This window comes from Frigidibacter albus (genome assembly GCF_009908165.1).
Lineage (GTDB): Bacteria > Pseudomonadota > Alphaproteobacteria > Rhodobacterales > Rhodobacteraceae > Frigidibacter > Frigidibacter albus.
On record NZ_JAAAUC010000005.1, the window covers coordinates 210,387 to 226,846 of the forward strand.

The following is a 16,460-nucleotide window of genomic DNA, read 5'->3' on the forward strand; positions in this document are numbered from 1 at the left end:
ACCATCACGGGATTGTTCCAACGCCGCCCTGCCTGTATGCTCACCCCCAAAGCCCCGAACGGACGGACCCGAGCCATGGCCGAAAGCGCCCCCATCGACCAGCCCTTGCGCGACAGGATCATCTCGCAGCCCGAGGTGATCCTTGAGGACCGCGACCTGATGCGCGCCCTGATCGCCGCCAATGAACGGGCAATGGGTGCCAATATCGTCGACCTGCGCGGCATTGCGATGGAACGGCTCGAGGCGCGGCTGGACCGGCTGGAGGATACCCACCGCTCCGTCATCGCCGCCGCTTACGAAAACCTCGCCGGGACCAACCAGATCCACCGCGCCGTGCTGCGGATGCTCGACCCGCTGAAGTTCGAGGATTTCCTGCTGGCGCTTGGCACCGACGTCGCCGAGATCCTGCGCGTCGATGCGGTGCGGCTGGTGCTGGAAACCGTGCAGGCGGGCGACGACCCGGCGCTGGCGCGGGTGGGCGCGGTGCTGTGTGTCGCCGAGCCGGGGTTTGTCGAGGCCTACCTCCGCGGCCCCCGCAACGGCGCGCTGCGCCCGGTGGTGCTGCGCCAGACCCATCCTTCGGCCGACGGCGTCTATGGCGACAAGGGCGGCTGGATCCGGTCCGAAGCCGCGATCCGCCTCGACCTGGGCGAGGGGCGGCTGCCAGCGATGCTGGTCCTCGGCTCGGAAGACCCGCACCATTTCAAGCCGACGCAGGGCACCGACCTTCTGGCCTTCTTCGCCGGCGCGTTCGAGCGTGCGATGCGGCGCTGGCTGGCGTGAGCCTGGCGCTGACGCCCGCAGTGCGCGATGCGCTGCAGGCCTGGCTGTCGCATCTGGCGGCCCTGGACGGGGCCGCGGAGAACACCGTCACCGCCTATCGCACCGATGTCGTCGGCTTCCTGAGCTTCCTTGGCCAGCACTGGGACACCGCCCCCGGCACCGCCGCCCTCGCCGCGATCACGCAAGGTGACCTGCGCGCCTGGATGGCGGCCGAACGCAGCCGCGGTGTCGGCGCGCGGTCGCTCGCCCGCGCCCTCTCCTCGGTGCGCAGCTTCTACCGCTGGCTGTCGGACCGCGAGGGATTTGACGCGACCGTGGTGCTTGGCGCCCGCAGCCCCCGCTTCAAGCGCCCGCTGCCGCGCCCGCTGGCCGAGGATGCCGCCCGCGCGATGATCAGCATGGTCGAGGATCAGGCGCGCGAGCCCTGGACGGCGGCGCGCGACACGGCCGTGCTGACCCTGCTCTGGGGCTGCGGCCTGCGGATCTCGGAAGCGCTTGGCCTGACGGGCGCCGATGCGCCGCTGCCGCCGGTGCTGCGCATCATCGGCAAGGGCGGGCGCGAGCGGATCGTGCCGGTCCTGCCCGCCGCGCGCGATGCCGTGGCGGACTACCTGCGCCTCTGCCCCCATCCCGCCGCCCGCACCGCGCCCCTGTTCCGCGGCGTGCGCGGCGGCGCGCTGAACCCGCGGCAGGTGGCGCGCGCGATGGAACTGGCGCGCATGAGCCTCGGCCTGCCGGCCACCGCCACGCCCCACGCCCTGCGCCACAGCTTTGCCACGCATCTGCTGGCGGCGGGCGGCGATCTGCGCAGTATCCAGGAATTGCTGGGCCATGCCTCGCTGTCCACCACGCAGGCCTATACGGCGGTGGATTCGGCGCGGCTGATGGAGGTCTATGCCGCGGCCCACCCGCGGGCGTGACCCCGCAAACGGTTCCTTAACCGCTGCCGGCGCAGAGTGCTGCCCACGTTCCCAAACCAGAAGGGTTTTCCCATGGACGTGCACCAGACCTTCCGCGTTGCCCCCTCGGTGGGCAGCGCCATGCTGAAACGGCTTGATAGCGATGGCTCCGGCGATCTCGGCCGGGCCGAGATTGCGGGCCGACCGAAGTTCGAGGCAGCCTTTGACCTCATCGATACCGATGACAGCGGCGCGCTGAGCGCGGCCGAGATCGACGCGCGCGTGAACACGCACCGACGCCGCGAGGCCCGGCCCGACGCCATGAACCAGGCGGTATTCGCCGCCGTGCTTGGCAAGCTGGGCGAGGCCATGGCGGCACCGCAAGCGGCGGGCGCCGATCCTCTGGCGGCCCGGGCAGCGACCAGCGGTGGAACCTCGGCCGCCGACACCGCCAGCCTGATCGAGGACCTGCTCGCCGTCACGCCTGCCCCGAAACCGCCAGCCCCGCCCGCGCCCACCCTTTCGCCGGACGAGCTGTTCCAGCGCCTGACCGAGGTGGACCCGAAGCCGGCGCCAGTTCCGCCAGTGCTGATGGACGCGGATCACGCCCTCGCAATGCTGCTCGCCAGGGCCTGACGGGGCAAAGCCGGCGGGCGCCGTGGTGGGTCCGCAGCCGGGGATGGTGCGGCGCTCGCTGGCGCGTTTGCCTACAAGCTGGCCGAGCGAACCGCGCCACAGAAGCGCGTGCAGCCTGCGCTGTTGGATACCCCAACCCCTCCCCGACGGGCGGATACCGGCGGAGCTTGGTGCGCCGGGGGACGGGCGCTGTTGCGACCAGCGTCCAGCTACCACGCGGCAGGGCCACCAAGGACGTTTGCAAGCGCAGGCGCAGGCCAATCCGGCCTCGCTCGAGGTTTGCACCACCCTCAGGCTTGGGCCTCGTGCCACACCTGCTGGGCTCAGCTACCCGCCCGCATGGACGCATGGATCAATCCACTCCATCGTCCAGCGCGCTTGCCGCCTGTTGCGCGGCCTCCACCCTCGCGGTGCGGGAATGCAGGGTGATCCAAGAGCATGGATCGGGCCCTCTCTTGGCAAGGCGCGTGGCCATATCACGCGCTCCCGCCTTGGTCCGGCGCCGCCATGCGCCCGCTTTTCCCGCCGCCCTTCCCCATCCGCCTGCTGCCACTTCCCGCGCCACTGCCGCCGTCTTGCGCCGCAACGCCCGTGCGCGCCCCACGCCGCCGGTGTTTCCAACCCCGGCCCGGTTGCGCCTTTGCGCGAATTCCTGCATGACGGTTGGATGACCCTGCGTTTCAAAGCCCTGTTCGTCCACCTGCTCACCGCCACCGGTGCCGTCCTGTCGATGCTGGCAATGCTCGCCGCGGTCGAGGAGCAGTGGAGCATGATGTTCCTGTGGCTGGTCGTGGCGCTGGTCGTGGACGGGATCGACGGCCCGCTGGCCCGGCGCTACCAGGTCACGGTCAACTGGCCCACCTATGACGGGGTCCTGCTGGACCTGATCATCGACTACCTGACCTATGTGTTCATCCCGGCCTATGCGCTGTTCAAATCCGGCATCCTGCCCGGCTGGACCGGGTGGATCGCCATCATCGTCATCGTCTACGGCTCGGTGATCTATTTCGCCGATACGCGGATGAAAACGAAGGACAATTCCTTCTCGGGCTTTCCGGCCTGCTGGAACATGGTGGTGCTGGTCCTATTCGCGCTGAAGCCGAATTTCGAGCTGACACTGGCCATCGTCGTGGCGCTGGCGGTGGCGATGTTCCTGAACATCAAGTTCGTCCACCCGGTGCGCACCGACCGCTGGCGCGCGATTACCCTGCCGATGGCGCTGGCCTGGACGGCGTTCGCCGGATGGGCTGCCTGGGTCGATTTCCACCCCGAAAGCTGGGCGCATTGGGGGCTGGTCGTGACCTCGCTTTACCTGCTGCTGGCGGGTGTCGTGCAGCAGCTGATCCCGGCAAAAAGCTAGATCAGCAGGCCCGCCGCCCCCTCCAGCCTCAGCAGCGCCACCTTCGTCTCCACCCCGCCCGGCGCGGAAAATCCCCCCAGCCCGGCCGCCCCCAGCACCCGGTGGCAGGGCACGATCACCGGGATCGGATTGGCGCCGCAGGCCTGGCCGATCGCCTGTGCAGACACCCCCAGTGTGGTTGCCAGATCGCCATAGCGCCGCGTCTCGCCATAGGGAATGCCCTGCAGCGCCTGCAGGAACCGCCCGCGGAATCCGTCCCCAAGCGCCAGCGGCAGGTCGAACCGCGTCAGCCGCCCGGCGAAATAGGCGGCCAGCTGCGCCCCCGCCTCGGCCAGCAGCGGCGAGCCTGCGCCCGCCGCCTCTGCTCCCCACCGCAAGCGGGTGATCGCGCCAGACTCTTCGGTCAGCACCAGCCGGCCAAAGGGGCTGTCGAACCCCGCCTGCATGGCCCTACTTCCCCATCCCGGTCAGCGCGGCATCGCAGCGCGCGCAGGTGTGGGCATGCGAATGCGAACCCACATCGGGCAGGATCTGCCAGCAGCGCTGGCATTTCTCGCCCTCGGCCAGTTCGAACACCACGCCGACGCCGGGCACTTCGGGCAGGCGGAACGCCTCGGTCGGGGCCGGATCGCCTGTCAGCACCATGCCCGAGGTGATGCAGATCTCGGCAAAATCCACCGATTTCAGCGCCGCCAGCGCCGCGGCATCCTCGACATGCACCACCGGCGCCGCCTCGAGGCTCGCGCCGATCTCCTTGGCGGTGCGCTGCACCTCCAGCGCCGCCGTCACCACGCGGCGCACCCGGCGCAGCGCCTCCCATTTCGCCGCCAGCGGCTCGTCGCGCCAGTCGGCCGGGGTTTCGGGCATGTCCTGCAGGTGCAGCGAGGACTCCTCGCCGGGGAAGCGGCAAAGCCACACCTCCTCCATCGTGAACACCAGGATCGGCGCCAGCCAGGTCGTCAGCCGGTGGAACAACAGGTCGAGCGTGCTGCGCGCCGCGCGCCGCCGCAGGCTGCCCGCCGGGTCGCAATAGAGCGCATCCTTGCGGATGTCGAAATACACCGCCGACAGGTCGACCGTGCAGAAGGTGAACAGGGTCTGGAACACGCCCTGGAAGTCATACTCGCGGTAGCCCTTGCGCACGACATGGTCGAGCTCGGCAAGACGGTGCAGCACCCAGCGTTCCAGTTCCGGCATGTCGGCCGGGGCCACCCGCTCGGCCTCGGTGAAGCCCTCGAGGTTGCCGAGCAGGAAGCGCATGGTGTTGCGCAGGCGGCGGTAGCTGTCGGCGGTGCCCTTCAGGATTTCTTTGCCGATGCGCTGATCGGCGGTGTAATCCGCCTGCGCCACCCACAGCCGCAGGATATCGGCGCCGTAATCCTTGACGATTTCCGCCGGGACGATGGTGTTTCCCAGCGACTTGGACATCTTCATGCCCTTCTCGTCCAGCGTGAAGCCGTGGGTCACAACGCCCCGATAGGGCGCCCGCCCCTTGGTGCCGCAGGCTTGCAGCAGCGAGGAATGGAACCAGCCGCGATGCTGGTCGGTGCCTTCCATATAGACATCGGCGATGCCGTCAGCGGTGCCATCGGCGCGGTCGCGCAGCACGAAGGCGTGGGTGGAGCCAGAGTCGAACCACACGTCCAGCACGTCGAAGATCTGCTCATAGGCGTCGGGATCGTGCAGCCCGTCCAGCATCCGGTCCTTGAAGCCGGGCACATACCACACGTCGGCCCCGTCCGCCTCGAACGCCGCAGCGATGCGGGCATTGACCGCCGGGTCGCGCAGCAGGAAGTCGGCATCGGTCGGCTTGGCGCCCCGTTTGGTGAAGCAGGTCAGCGGCACGCCCCAGGCGCGCTGGCGCGACAGCACCCAGTCGGGGCGGCTGTCCATCATCGCATGCAGGCGGTTGCGGCCCGAGGGCGGGGTGAACTTCACCAGATCCTCGATGGATTTCAGCGCCCGGGCGCGGATGGTCTCGCCATACTGGCCCATCCCGTCCTCCAGCGACTTGTCGATGGCGACGAACCATTGCGGGGTGTTGCGGTAGATCAGCGGCGCCTTGGACCGCCAGGAATGCGGGTAGGAGTGCTTGATCTTGCCCTTGGCAAACAGCGCCCCGGCGCCGTGCAGCGCCTTGATGTTCGACACGTTGGCCGGACCTTCCTTGCCCTCGGCCGTCAGGATCGCCTGCCCGCCGAACAGCGGAAGGTCAGCCCGGTAGGAGCCATCCGCCTCGACATCATAGGTCATCGGCAGGCCGAATTTCAGGCCCATCTGATAGTCGTCATCGCCGTGGGAGGGCGCGGTATGGACAAAGCCGGTGCCCGCCTCGTCGGTGACGTGATCGCCGGGGAGGAGGGGGCGCAGATTCGAGAGTCTCTCTTGTTTATTTTCATCCCATAGCGGATCGAGAATCGCGTAGGGATGCTTGCAAACGAGGTGGTGAGGATTGATGGCTTCGAGCCGCTTCGATTTTGTGACTCCAGAGTTCGGAAAGACAGTTTTTACCAACTCGTCAGCCAACACCACGCGCTCACCAACGACTGCGTTGCTTCCTTCCGAAACCTCTTCGATTTCGTACATCCCATAAGGGATTGAGTGTGAATATGCGATCGCCCGATTGGAAGGGATCGTCCAAGGGGTCGTCGTCCAAATCAGAACGGACGCACCTTCAAGCAGCGGGTGCTCTTCCGCGTCGTACTCATCCTTCTCATAACCAATGAGTTCGAAGTTCGGAGCAACTTCCTGAGCACGTCGTTTCGATTCGTTGATTGCTTTGGATCGCTCAACAGTCCGCAAGAAACTTATCGGAAACCGCACCCACACCGTATGGCTGGTCAGGTCGTGATACTCGACCTCTGCCTCGGCCAGCGCAGTCTTCTCCACCGGCGACCACATCACGGGCTTGGACCCCTGATACAGGCTGCCGTTCATCAGGAACTTCATGAACTCCTCGGCGATCACCGCCTCGGCGTGGAAATCCATCGTCAGGTAGGGGTCTGCCCAGTTGCCGGTGATCCCCAGCCGCTTGAACTCCTCGCGCTGGATATCAACCCAGCCTTCGGCGAACTTGCGGCATTCCTGCCGGAAGGCGACGACGTCCACATCGTCCTTGTCGAGGCCCTTGGCGCGGTATTGCTCCTCGATCTTCCATTCGATCGGCAGGCCGTGGCAATCCCAGCCCGGCACATAGCGCGCGTCGAAGCCCATCATCTGATGGCTGCGCACGATCATGTCCTTGATGGTCTTGTTCAGCGCGTGGCCGATATGCAGATGGCCGTTGGCATAGGGCGGGCCGTCATGCAGCGTGAAGGGGGTGCGGCCCCCCTCTTGCCTGGCGGCTTTCTCGCGCAGGCGGTCGTAAACGCCGATCTTCTCCCACCGCTCCAGCCAGCCCGGCTCGCGCGCGGGCAGGCCGGCGCGCATCGGGAACGGGGTTTCGGGCAGGAAGACGGTATCGCGGTAGTCAACGGTGTCGGCAGTCGGGTCAACGGTCTCGGCGCACATCGGAACGATCCTCGGGGGCGGGCCACGTGGGGGCCCTGACTATCTGGGAACGGCGGGCGCGGTCTTCCGGCACCCCCCGGCAAGCATCATCCCGGCGGCCCTGACAGCGGTCAGAGCGCCGGGCCGGTAATTCGCAAAGCATGTGCGGCGGGCCGGGTCATGCGCGCCTTATAGGAAAGGGGCGGCGCGGCGTAAAGGGAGGGTGCGAGCCCCTCGCCACAGGTGGTCCGCTAGGATCGGGCGGGAATAGGCGAGGCACTGCCTCGCCCCCGCCCGTGCGGGGCCTCTCCCCCGGAGCCGCTGGCCACACGAGACCGGGGCGGGCGCTGGCCGGGCCCTTTGGGGGCCCGTCCGGCAGGGATGAGATGTCTTCGCGTGGCGAAGGCGGGGGCCTTCGCCAATCCAAGCGATGCAGCGGCACAACGGTCGCCCATCATCACTGCGACACCCCCGCGCCTTGCACCCATCCCCTTCCACGCGCATATCGGCAGGGAAAGGGGCCGCCCGATGACCCACCTGCCACCACGCTTCCCCATCACCGCCGCCCAGATCGACCGGGTGGTCACCGCCTTCTATGCCGCCGTCCGGCGCGACGCACAGCTCGGCCCGATCTTCGCGCGCCACGTCACCGACTGGCCGGTGCATGAGGCAAAAGTCGCCGCCTTCTGGCGCAACGCGATCTTGCTGGAGCGGGGCTATGACGGCAGCCCGATGCGCGCCCATCTGCGCGCGGGCGACGTGAAGGCCGGCCATTTCCCCGGCTGGCTGGCGCTCTTCGACACGACCCTGCAGCGCGAACTGCCCCCCGAAACCGCCGCCTCATGGTCCGCCCTCGCCCATCGCATCGGCCAGGGCTTGCGCATGGGCGTAGCCGAAGTCGAAACGCGCGCGGGCGGGGTTCCCGTCCTGCGCTAATCCTCCGACGTGCCCTTCCCGGTCGGGAACAGCCCCGCCAGCGCCCGCCCCACAAGGTTCGACACCTTGGGCCGCGGCAGCGCCGCAAAGGGCAGCGGCCGGCACACCTCGATGGCCGCGACCCCCACCCGCGCCGTCAGCGCGCCGTTGACCACGCCCTCCCCGAAGCGGCGCGAGACCTTGGCGAGCAATCCGCCCCCCGCCACCGTCTCGATCATGTCATCCCCCACCGCCACCGCGCCCGTCGCCACCAGATGCGTGAACACCGTGCGCAGCAGCCGCCAGCTTCCCAAGGTGCCCGCCCGTCCGCCATAGATCTCGGCCACCCGCCGCACCATGCGCAGGTTCGCCGCCAGCGCCGCCACCACATCGGCCAGCGCGATCGGCACCAGCGCGGTGACGGTCGCCACCGTCCGCGCCGCCGCCTCCACCTCGCGCCGCGCCGCCTGGTCGAGCGGCGCCAGCAGTTCCGCCTCGGCAAGTTGCAGCAGCGCATCCGCATCCAGGATCTCGCCCTGCCGCTCTGCCAGCCGCTCGCGCCCCCAGGCCGTCTCGGGCCGCCCGGCATACAGCGCGATCAGCCGCGCAGAGACCGCCCGCGCCGCCTTCAGATCGCCGGCCAGCAGCGCCTCGGTCGCCGCCTGATGCACCCGGTCCAGCCGCGCCAGCCGCGCATAGGCCGACAGCTCGCGCAACGCGATCAGCAGCGCCGCCAGCACGAAGGCGCCGACCAGCACCACCGCCGCCCAGCCCAGAACCGGGTTGCGCGCCAGAAGCCCGGTCACGAAATTCCACGCCGCCATCGAGACCATGAACGACAGCAGCGCCCCGGCACTGGCCCAGAAGAACCGCCCGAGGCGTGAGGGCGGCCGCGCCGCCACCCGCGCCGCGATCTGCATCGCGCGGCCATCGGGCAGGAAATCCGGCACCGGCGGGGCGGTGGCGGGCGTGACATCCGCCGCCCCCTCGCGTTCCAGGATCACCGGGCCGCGGCGCTTGGGCTCAAGGGTCATCGCAACCTGTCTCCGATCAGGAATTCCGCCGCCCGGTCCAGCCTGATATGCGGCGGGCCTTCGCCGGGGCGCAGCGGCGAGGCCGCAGGCAGGAAGGCCATCGCCCCGAAATCGGCGTCGAGCCAGCGCTCCGCCCCCTGCCGCGCCGGCACCAGCAGCTGCGCCGGATCGGCGGGCAGCTCGCCCGCCCAGAACGCCGCCTGCCGCCCGCCCTGCAGGCGGCCGCGCACGGCATCCAAGGGGCCGCCCTCATGGCTGATCGTCTCCTCCACCGTCGCCCGCAGCGCCGCAATCGACATCGCCGCCGTCTTCGCCCCGGCAAAATCGGCACGGTCCTTTGCCTCGCGCAGCAGCGCTTCCATGATCGCGGTCAGGCGCGGGTGCTGGCTGTGGTGCAAATGGTCGGCCTTGGTCGCTGCGAACAGGATGCGCTCCACCCGCCGTCCGCCGAGCAGCCCGGTCAGCCAGCCATTGCGGCCGGGGTGGAAGGCGGCCAGGATCTCGGCCATCGCCCGGCGCATATCCTCCACCGCGCGGGGCCCGGCATGGATCGCACCAAGCGCGTCGACCAGCACCACCTGCCGCTCGATCCGGGCAAAATGCTCGCGGAAGAACGGCTTCACGATCCGCGCCTTGTAGGCCTCGAAGCGCCGGTCCATCTCACGCCACAGACTCGTGCGGCCGGGATCCGCAGGCTGCGGGATCGGCGCGAAGGTCAGCGCGGGGGACCCCGCCATCTCGCCCGGCAGCAAGAACCGCCCCGGCGTGCAATCCGACCAGCCGGCGGCGCGGGCGCGGATCAGGTAGCCGGCAAAGCTGTCCGCCAGGCTGCGCGCATCCGCCTCGTCCAGCCGCGCGGCGCCGTTCGTGGCCCCCGCCAGCGCCAGAAACCCCGCCGCCTCGGGCCGGTCCGCGATCCGCGCCAGCGTCTCGGCGGCCCAGTCGGCATAGGTCCGGTCCAAGAGGCCAAGGTCCAGCAGCCACTCGCCCGGATAGTCCACGATGTCGAGATGCACGGTGCGCAGCCCGCGCAGGCCCCCCAGCATCCCCTGTGGCTGCACCCGGAACGACAGGCGCAGCTCGCTGACCGCGCGGGTGCTGTCCGGCCAATGCGGGTCGGGCCCGGTCATCGCCGCCAGATGCGCCTCATACTCGAAGCGCGGCACCGTCACGTCGGGCTGCGGCTGCAGGAAGACCGACCGGATCGCCCCATCCGCCGCCGCCTTCAGCTGCGGCATCCGCCCCCGGTCCAGCAGGTTCGCCACCAGCGAGGTGATGAACACCGTCTTGCCGGCGCGCGACAGGCCCGTGACCCCCAGCCGGATCACCGGCTCGAAGAAGGCTTCGCTGACCGAGGCGCCAAGGCTTTCGACGCTGCGCGTCACGCTGTCCGCAATGTCACCGATGCCCAAGTCGCGCCCCTTTGCTTTGCATCCAAGATAGGCACCCGCACGCGGAATGTGGAGGGCCGATCCACCACGCCGATTGCCAAGCCCGGCGCCCCGCGCTAGGGCGGGCGACATGCCAAGATTTGCACTGAAGATCGAGTATCACGGGGCCCCTTTCGCCGGCTGGCAGCGTCAGAGCGGCCAGCCCTCGGTGCAAGAGGCCATCGAAGTCGCGCTGCGCCGGTTGGACGCCGAGGCACCGGGCATCGCCGCCGCCGGCCGCACCGATGCCGGTGTCCATGCCACGGGCCAGGTCGCCCATTGCGATCTGGCCAAGGACTGGGACCCGTTCCGCCTCGCCGAGGCGCTGAACTGGCACCTGAAGCCGCAGCCGGTCGCGATCCTTGCCGCGGCCCGCGTGGCGGATGACTTCCACGCCCGCTTCTCGGCCATCGAGCGGCGCTATCTGTTCCGCCTGCTCCAGCGCCGAGCCCCGGTGACGCATGACAGGGGCCTCGTCTGGCAAGTGCAGAACCCGCTGGACCTTGCCGCGATGCAAGACGGGGCGGCGCATCTGGTCGGCCACCATGACTTCACCACCTTTCGCTCCACCATGTGCCAGGCGGCCTCGCCGGTGAAGACGCTGGACGAGATCACCATCACCGCGCATCCGGTCCCGCAGGGCACCGAATACTGCTTCACCCTCCGCGCCCGCAGCTTCCTGCACAACCAGGTCCGCTCCATCGTCGGCACGCTGGAACGCGTCGGCGCCGGGACGTGGGCGCCCGAGGACGTGCGCCGCGCGCTGGAGGCCAAAAACCGCGCCGCCTGCGGCCCGGTCTGCCCGCCGCAGGGGCTTTACCTCACCGGCGTCGGCTACCCCGAAGACCCGTTCGCCTGACCGCCCCTTCGCCTTTGCCTTTTCCAAATATCCCACGGGGGTCCGGGGGTGTGAAACCCCCGGCGCTGCGCCACAGGCACCTGCGGAGGGGGGCTTTGCGCCCCCCACGCCCTTCGGGCTCCCCCGCAGGATATTTGGAAAAGGCAAAGCAGATCAGCCGTTCAGGTCCTTCAGCAGCCGTCCATGCTTGCGCACCTCGGCCAGCACGTCGCCAAAGGTGACCATGCCCTTGGCGCGCAGCATCGGCAGCAGGCGCAGGAAGGCATCGGCGGTGGCGACGGTGTCGCCGATGGCGGTGTGGCGCGCCTCCTCGGGGATGGTGATCCCCAGCCGGTGCGTCAGCGCATCGAGGCTGTGGGTCTCGCCTTGCCCGAACACCACAGCCGACAGCAGCACCGTGTCGAGGATGGGGTTGTCGAAGCTGGCGCCGATCCCGGCCTCGTGCCGGCGCAGGAATTCCATGTCGAAGGGGGCGTTATGGGCCACCAGCACCGCGCCTTCCGCAAACTTGTGGAACTGCCGGCCGACCTCCTCGATCCGCGGCGCGTCCGCCACCATCGCGCCGGTGATGCCATGCACCTCGGTCGAGCCGGCGGGGATCGACCGGCCGGGGTTCACCAGCGTGTCGAAGACCTCCTTTTCCACCCGCCGGCCATTGACGATGCGCACCGCGGCGATCTGCACGATCTCGTCGCCCTGCGCGGGCAGCAGCCCGGTGGTTTCGGTGTCGAAGACCACATAGGTCAGGTCTTCCAGCCGCGAATCCAGCACGCCGGCATTGCGGGCCTTGGACAGCAGGTCGAAATCGTAGACCACCGCCCGCGTCACCGGGGGCGGGCGGCGATGGGCGCGGCGGGCCTCGCGCACCGGCAGGCAGATGCCGGCCCGCCCCGCCGCATCACGGTCGGGCCAGCATTCTGTGGCATGGGTCAGCAGCACAGAGCGCCCGGTCACGTCCGCCAGCCCCACCTCCAGCGGTTCGCCAAGCCAGCCGTCGAGCTGCCCCAGAGGCAGCGCCGGGCCTTGCCAGCCAAGGCGCACCATCGCCCCGGCGCCATCCTCGACAATCTCCAGCGCAAAACTGCGCGCCAGCCCCGCCGCCGCCACCCGTTCCGCCAACACCGACACCAGCGCTACGATCTCGAACCCGTCGCAGCGCAGCAGGATCGGCGCCGGATCCGCCGTCACCTCCAGCCCCGCCGCCTCGATCCGGGCGCGGATGCCGTCGGCAAGGTCGCTGGCGCGGGTGAAGGCCAGCGGCCACCAGTCGCTGCGGCTGTCATCATAGCGCGCCCCAAGCTCGGTGATCGCGCTGGCGAGACTGCCGACCTCCTCCAGCATCGCGCCAGTCAGGGCGGGGGTCAGGGCGGGGCCTGCGCCTTCATCCTCGGCCAGCACGCCGATCACCGTCTGCAGGTTGGCGGCGGGGCGGCGCACCCGGTCGAACACCTCGGCCAGCAACGCGCCGCGCTCGGCATGGGCGGCAAGGTCGGCAGTCACGTCGCGCAGGGTCAGTACATAGCCGGGGCCGTCGCGGCCCTGGTCCAGCAGCCGCATCCGCCCCGCCAGCACCCGCGCCCCCGCCACCGTGGCGACCAGCAGGTCGGACGCGGCATCGGGGTCGCCCGCCTCCAGCAGCCGCGCATGGGCATGGGCCACCGGCGCCTGCCGCAGGTAATCGAACAGCCGCCGGTCAAGCCCCGGGGCCGCACCGCCGCCCAGCAGATCCACCGCCTGCCCATTGTAGAACACCAGCTGATGGTCCCCCGTACACAGCAGCACCCCCACCGGCACATCCGACAGCAGCGCCTCCAGCCGGTCCTTCTCGGCCTGCAGCCGCGTCGTCTCGCGCGCCACCGCCTCGGCCAGCGCATTGCGGGTCTCGGCCAGCGTCAGGGTCACGGCGGCGGCGGCCGGGGCGAGGTCGCCCAGATAGCGGGCGGGGGAGGCGTCCAGCTCGCCGGTCACGGCGGCATGGGTGCGGGCGCGCATCCCGCCCGCCAGCCGCTCGATGGCGCGGGCGACGTTCTCGTCGAACAGATACCAGATCCCCGCCGTCAGCCCCAGGATTGCAAAGCCCGCCACCACCCCGGCCTGCACGAAGGCCGGCAGCACGGTGGTATCGCCCAGCCGGTGATACCCGGCCCAAAGCCCTGCCCCAAGCGCGCCCCAGCTGGCCGCAGCGAGGCCCGCGAACAGCAGGAACACCCGCAGGCGAAGGCTCCAGCGTTCCATCACGCGGTCCCGCTGCCAAGAAGCCGCCGAACCTCGGCCCGCAGCTCTTTCAGCTCGAAGGGTTTGGCGATGAACCCGTCGGCGCCAAGCGCCAGCCCCTTCCTGCGCTCCATCGCCGATCCGCGGGCGGTCATCATCAGGATCTTCACATCCGCCAGCCCCGGATCCATCCGCACATCCTGGCAGATCTCGTAGCCCGACACGCCGGGCAGCATCACGTCCAGCAGCACAAGGTCGGGATGGGTGGCGCGGATCCGGGCCATCGCCTCGGCGCCGCTCGACACCCGGTCATGGGCATAGCCCTCGCGGGTGATCAGATAGTCGAGGGCGATGGCGATGTTGTCCTCGTCCTCGACCACCAGTACCCGCGGTTGTCTCCCCGCTTCGGCCATCGCTACCCCCCTTGGCAGGCCGCCAACATGAATGGATCATCGGCCGGCAACTCGATCCAGGCGCCGCCCGTCAAGGTTCCGTCCGCCGCCAGCTGCGCGCCGCCCGCCAGATCGGCGCGGCGCCCGTCCGTGCAGTCGAACGCCACCGGCACCCGCTGCGTCTTGGCCCAACGCTGCACCAGGATCGCCTCGGTCCTCACCAGCCCCGGCGCCTCGGCCGAGCGCTGCACCGCGGCCGTATCCACCGCGATGAACCGCGCAACCATCGGCAGCGCATAGGACCAGGGCCGCCAGAAGCTGCTTTCCTTCACCGGCAGCACCACCTCCACACTCTCCGGCAGCGCCGCCTTCACACGGCTGAACCAGGTGTATTCGTTCCACACCGCAAAGGTGATCATCGCGAATCCCAGCGAGGCGGGCAGCAGCCAGCGCGGCAGGCGCCGTCCGGTCATCCGGTTCACCGCCACATAGGTGCCGGCCAGGGCCGCGCCGATGGCGATCAGGGAGACGATGTCGATCAGCATGGGTATTCCTTCAACTCATCGCGCCTTTTCCGTGCCCGATGGCAGATTGCATGGTGCGCACAACGACGAAGGCATCGCGCAGGTGGCTGCGCTCGAAATCCGACAGGTCCGACGGCGCGAGGTAGTTGTCGGGCTTGCGTCCCGATTTGACCAGCAGCGCCTGGCTTTCCAGCCGCATCGTGGCAATCAGGTCATAGGCCTCGACCAGATCGCGTGCGCCGCTGGCCGAGATCACGCCCGCATCCTCGGCCGCCATCAGCCGGGCGCGGGTGTTCACCTCGGTCAGGTGGCCGATCAGCGCATAGATCCGCCCCAGATCGACCACTGGCACCACGCCGTTCATCTTCAGGTCGATATGGTGGCGATGCTCGCCCGACCGGATCGTCGCAAAGCCGCGGATCAGCCCCAAAGGCGGCGTGTGCTTGAGGCTGTTGGACACCATATGCGCCACGAAGATCGAGTTCTTGCCGGCCTCGGCCAGCGTCTCTGCCTGCAGCTCCCGGAACAGGCTGGCGGCGCCGCCGATGGGGCGCAGGTCGAACATCACGCTCGACAGCATCTGCGCCATCGGGTCGGGGCGGGCGATCCAGCCGCGGAAATACTCGCGCCACACCCGCAGCGGCTGGCACCAGCGATCCGCCGTCGCCATCATGTCGCCAGGGCAATAGACATATCCGCAGGCGTTCAGCCCGTCGCAGACGATCTTCGCCAGCGCGCGGAAATAGGCCATGTCGGCCTCGGTCGCCGCATCGCTCAGCATCATGCAATTGTCCTGATCGGACACGCCCGCCTGCTCCTGCCGGCCCTGGCTGCCGCAGGCGAGCCAGAGATAGGGCACCGGCGGCGTGCCCAGTTCCGCCTCGGCCATCGCCAGCAGCCGGCGGGTGACGGCATCGGCAATGTCGGTGATCAGCCGCGTCACCACCTCATGGCTGTGATGCCCGCCCACCAGCTGCACCAGCAGCCGCGGGATCCGCGCCGTCACCGCCGCCAGATCGGCCACTGTCTCGGCATTGGCCACATCGCGGATCAGCACGGCAGAGCTGACGGCCTGGAACCGCGTCAGGTCGGTCTGGGTGATCATGCCGGTAAAGCGGCCCTGATCGACGATGGGCAGGTGCCCGATCCGCCGCTCCAGCATGATATGCAGCAGATCAGACCCAAGCGCGGTGGAGGGTAGCGAGATCGGGTCCGCCGTCATCACCCCCGACACCGGCCCCGCAGGGTCGCGCCCCTCGGCCAGCACCTTGTTGGACAGGTCGCGCACGGTCACGATCCCCAGCAGCCGCTCGCCCCCGCCCGGCAGCGGCTCGGTCACGCCAAGGCTCGAGACATGGGCATCGCGCATGATCCGCGCCGCCTCGGCCACCGGAGTCTCCGGCGCGCAGAACAGCGGGCGCCGGGCGATCAGTTCCGAAATCTTCATCGTGGCGATATCGGCGCCGCGCGGCTCGGACCCGCGGCTGCGGTTGAAGAACCGCTCGAAGGCCGGCGACAGCGCCACCAGCCGCCGGAACTCCGCCGCCGGCAGCATCAGCAGCACGCTTGGCTCTGTCGTGCGCACGGTGGTGGCCGCCAACCCGTCGCGCACCAGCCCGCGCTCGCCAAAGCTGTTGCGCGCGGTCAGCAGCGACACCAGCCCGCCATTGCGGTCCAGCACCTCGACCGCGCCGCGTTTCACCAGGTAGAGCCCGTCCAGCGGGTCGCCCAGGGCATAGACCTGCGTCTCGGCCGGGAATTCCCTGCGGATGAAGGAACCGGCGACACGCACCAGTTCGTCCCTCTGCAGGCTGTCATAGGGATGCACCGTCTCCAGAAAGCTGACAATCGCCTGAACGTGGTCGTCCATCCTGCCCTCGTTCCCTGGCCGTGCTCGTTAAGGGGGTGCCGCGCCCCCCTGAAGG

14 protein-coding genes are annotated in these 16,460 nt (G+C 69.4%); 6 read left to right on the forward strand and 8 right to left on the reverse strand.

The features are described from left to right. Positions 1 to 75 precede the first annotated feature (75 nt). The 4 genes from GVY41_RS09875 to GVY41_RS09890 all read left to right on the forward strand — a co-directional run bounded on the left by GVY41_RS09875 (position 76) and on the right by GVY41_RS09890 (position 3,678). Positions 76 to 783, forward strand: coding sequence for a DUF484 family protein (locus tag GVY41_RS09875; RefSeq protein ID WP_229726017.1), 708 nt, complete (start codon positions 76 to 78; stop codon positions 781 to 783). Next, entirely contained in the window at positions 780 to 1,703 is a 924-nt protein-coding gene (locus GVY41_RS09880) for a tyrosine recombinase XerC (RefSeq protein ID WP_161345917.1), read from the forward strand. The genes GVY41_RS09875 and GVY41_RS09880 overlap by 4 nt, the downstream gene beginning before the upstream one ends. Positions 1,704 to 1,775: 72 nt before the next feature. Then, positions 1,776 to 2,318: an EF-hand domain-containing protein gene (locus GVY41_RS09885; RefSeq protein WP_161345919.1), complete on the forward strand. Its 543-nt coding sequence runs from the start codon at positions 1,776 to 1,778 to the stop codon at positions 2,316 to 2,318. A gap of 667 nt (positions 2,319 to 2,985) precedes the next feature. Beyond that, entirely contained in the window at positions 2,986 to 3,678 is a 693-nt protein-coding gene (locus GVY41_RS09890; RefSeq protein ID WP_161345921.1) for a CDP-alcohol phosphatidyltransferase family protein, read from the forward strand. Here GVY41_RS09890 and GVY41_RS09895 read toward each other — a convergent pair. Together GVY41_RS09895 and ileS are read right to left on the reverse strand one after the other, a co-directional pair. Continuing rightward, positions 3,675 to 4,124, reverse strand: a complete 450-nt coding sequence (locus GVY41_RS09895) for a methylated-DNA--[protein]-cysteine S-methyltransferase (protein ID WP_161345923.1) — start codon at positions 4,122 to 4,124, stop codon at positions 3,675 to 3,677. The genes GVY41_RS09890 and GVY41_RS09895 overlap by 4 nt on opposite strands. A gap of 4 nt (positions 4,125 to 4,128) precedes the next feature. After that, positions 4,129 to 7,188 carry an isoleucine--tRNA ligase gene (gene ileS / locus GVY41_RS09900; protein WP_161345925.1) on the reverse strand — a complete coding sequence of 1,020 codons (3,060 nt, stop codon included), beginning with the start codon at positions 7,186 to 7,188 and terminating at the stop codon, positions 4,129 to 4,131. Positions 7,189 to 7,695: 507 nt separating this feature from the next. Here ileS and GVY41_RS09905 point away from each other — a divergent pair. Continuing rightward, positions 7,696 to 8,103: a group III truncated hemoglobin gene (locus tag GVY41_RS09905; RefSeq protein WP_161345927.1), complete on the forward strand. Its 408-nt coding sequence runs from the start codon at positions 7,696 to 7,698 to the stop codon at positions 8,101 to 8,103. On the opposite strand, the gene GVY41_RS09910 is transcribed toward GVY41_RS09905, so the two are convergent. Both GVY41_RS09910 and GVY41_RS09915 read right to left on the reverse strand, forming a co-directional pair. Continuing rightward, entirely contained in the window at positions 8,100 to 9,116 is a 1,017-nt protein-coding gene (locus GVY41_RS09910) for a YcjF family protein (protein ID WP_161345929.1), read from the reverse strand. The genes GVY41_RS09905 and GVY41_RS09910 overlap by 4 nt on opposite strands. Then, a complete protein-coding gene (locus GVY41_RS09915; protein WP_229726018.1) occupies positions 9,113 to 10,528 on the reverse strand; it encodes a YcjX family GTP-binding protein in 1,416 nt (471 codons plus the stop codon). Before GVY41_RS09915 ends, GVY41_RS09910 begins: the two co-directional genes overlap by 4 nt. A 109-nt stretch (positions 10,529 to 10,637) precedes the next feature. On the opposite strand from GVY41_RS09915, the gene truA reads away from it, so the two are divergent. Continuing rightward, positions 10,638 to 11,405 (forward strand): tRNA pseudouridine(38-40) synthase TruA, encoded by a 768-nt coding sequence (truA, locus tag GVY41_RS09920; protein ID WP_161345933.1) that lies wholly within the window; start codon positions 10,638 to 10,640, stop codon positions 11,403 to 11,405. A gap of 153 nt (positions 11,406 to 11,558) precedes the next feature. Here the strand turns inward: truA and GVY41_RS09925 are convergent, their stop codons facing one another. From GVY41_RS09925 to GVY41_RS09940, 4 genes are read right to left on the reverse strand one after another with little or no spacing between them, the layout of a single operon-like run. Then, positions 11,559 to 13,640 (reverse strand): 3'-5' exonuclease, encoded by a 2,082-nt coding sequence (locus GVY41_RS09925; RefSeq protein ID WP_170301162.1) that lies wholly within the window; start codon positions 13,638 to 13,640, stop codon positions 11,559 to 11,561. Continuing rightward, positions 13,640 to 14,032 carry a response regulator transcription factor gene (locus GVY41_RS09930; RefSeq protein ID WP_161345937.1) on the reverse strand — a complete coding sequence of 131 codons (393 nt, stop codon included), beginning with the start codon at positions 14,030 to 14,032 and terminating at the stop codon, positions 13,640 to 13,642. Before GVY41_RS09930 ends, GVY41_RS09925 begins: the two co-directional genes overlap by 1 nt. A gap of 2 nt (positions 14,033 to 14,034) precedes the next feature. Further along, positions 14,035 to 14,556, reverse strand: a complete 522-nt coding sequence (locus tag GVY41_RS09935; protein ID WP_161345939.1) for a hypothetical protein — start codon at positions 14,554 to 14,556, stop codon at positions 14,035 to 14,037. A gap of 10 nt (positions 14,557 to 14,566) precedes the next feature. After that, a complete protein-coding gene (locus GVY41_RS09940) occupies positions 14,567 to 16,405 on the reverse strand; it encodes a DUF294 nucleotidyltransferase-like domain-containing protein (RefSeq protein WP_161345941.1) in 1,839 nt (612 codons plus the stop codon). Positions 16,406 to 16,460 lie beyond the last annotated feature (55 nt).

Excerpts from the sequence above, each read along its gene's own strand:
- GVY41_RS09875 (WP_229726017.1), top strand. The coding sequence starts at position 76 with ATGGCCGAAAGCGCCCCCATCGACCAGCCCTTGCGCGACAGGATCATC.
- GVY41_RS09885 (WP_161345919.1), top strand. The coding sequence starts at position 1,776 with ATGGACGTGCACCAGACCTTCCGCGTTGCCCCCTCGGTGGGCAGCGCC.
- GVY41_RS09890 (WP_161345921.1), top strand. The coding sequence starts at position 2,986 with ATGACCCTGCGTTTCAAAGCCCTGTTCGTCCACCTGCTCACCGCCACC.
- GVY41_RS09895 (WP_161345923.1), bottom strand. The coding sequence starts at position 4,124 with ATGCAGGCGGGGTTCGACAGCCCCTTTGGCCGGCTGGTGCTGACCGAA.
- ileS (WP_161345925.1), bottom strand. The coding sequence starts at position 7,188 with ATGTGCGCCGAGACCGTTGACCCGACTGCCGACACCGTTGACTACCGC.
- GVY41_RS09905 (WP_161345927.1), top strand. The coding sequence starts at position 7,696 with ATGACCCACCTGCCACCACGCTTCCCCATCACCGCCGCCCAGATCGAC.
- GVY41_RS09910 (WP_161345929.1), bottom strand. The coding sequence starts at position 9,116 with ATGACCCTTGAGCCCAAGCGCCGCGGCCCGGTGATCCTGGAACGCGAG.
- truA (WP_161345933.1), top strand. The coding sequence starts at position 10,638 with ATGCCAAGATTTGCACTGAAGATCGAGTATCACGGGGCCCCTTTCGCC.
- GVY41_RS09925 (WP_170301162.1), bottom strand. The coding sequence starts at position 13,640 with ATGGAACGCTGGAGCCTTCGCCTGCGGGTGTTCCTGCTGTTCGCGGGC.
- GVY41_RS09930 (WP_161345937.1), bottom strand. The coding sequence starts at position 14,032 with ATGGCCGAAGCGGGGAGACAACCGCGGGTACTGGTGGTCGAGGACGAG.
- GVY41_RS09935 (WP_161345939.1), bottom strand. The coding sequence starts at position 14,556 with ATGCTGATCGACATCGTCTCCCTGATCGCCATCGGCGCGGCCCTGGCC.
- GVY41_RS09940 (WP_161345941.1), bottom strand. The coding sequence starts at position 16,405 with ATGGACGACCACGTTCAGGCGATTGTCAGCTTTCTGGAGACGGTGCAT.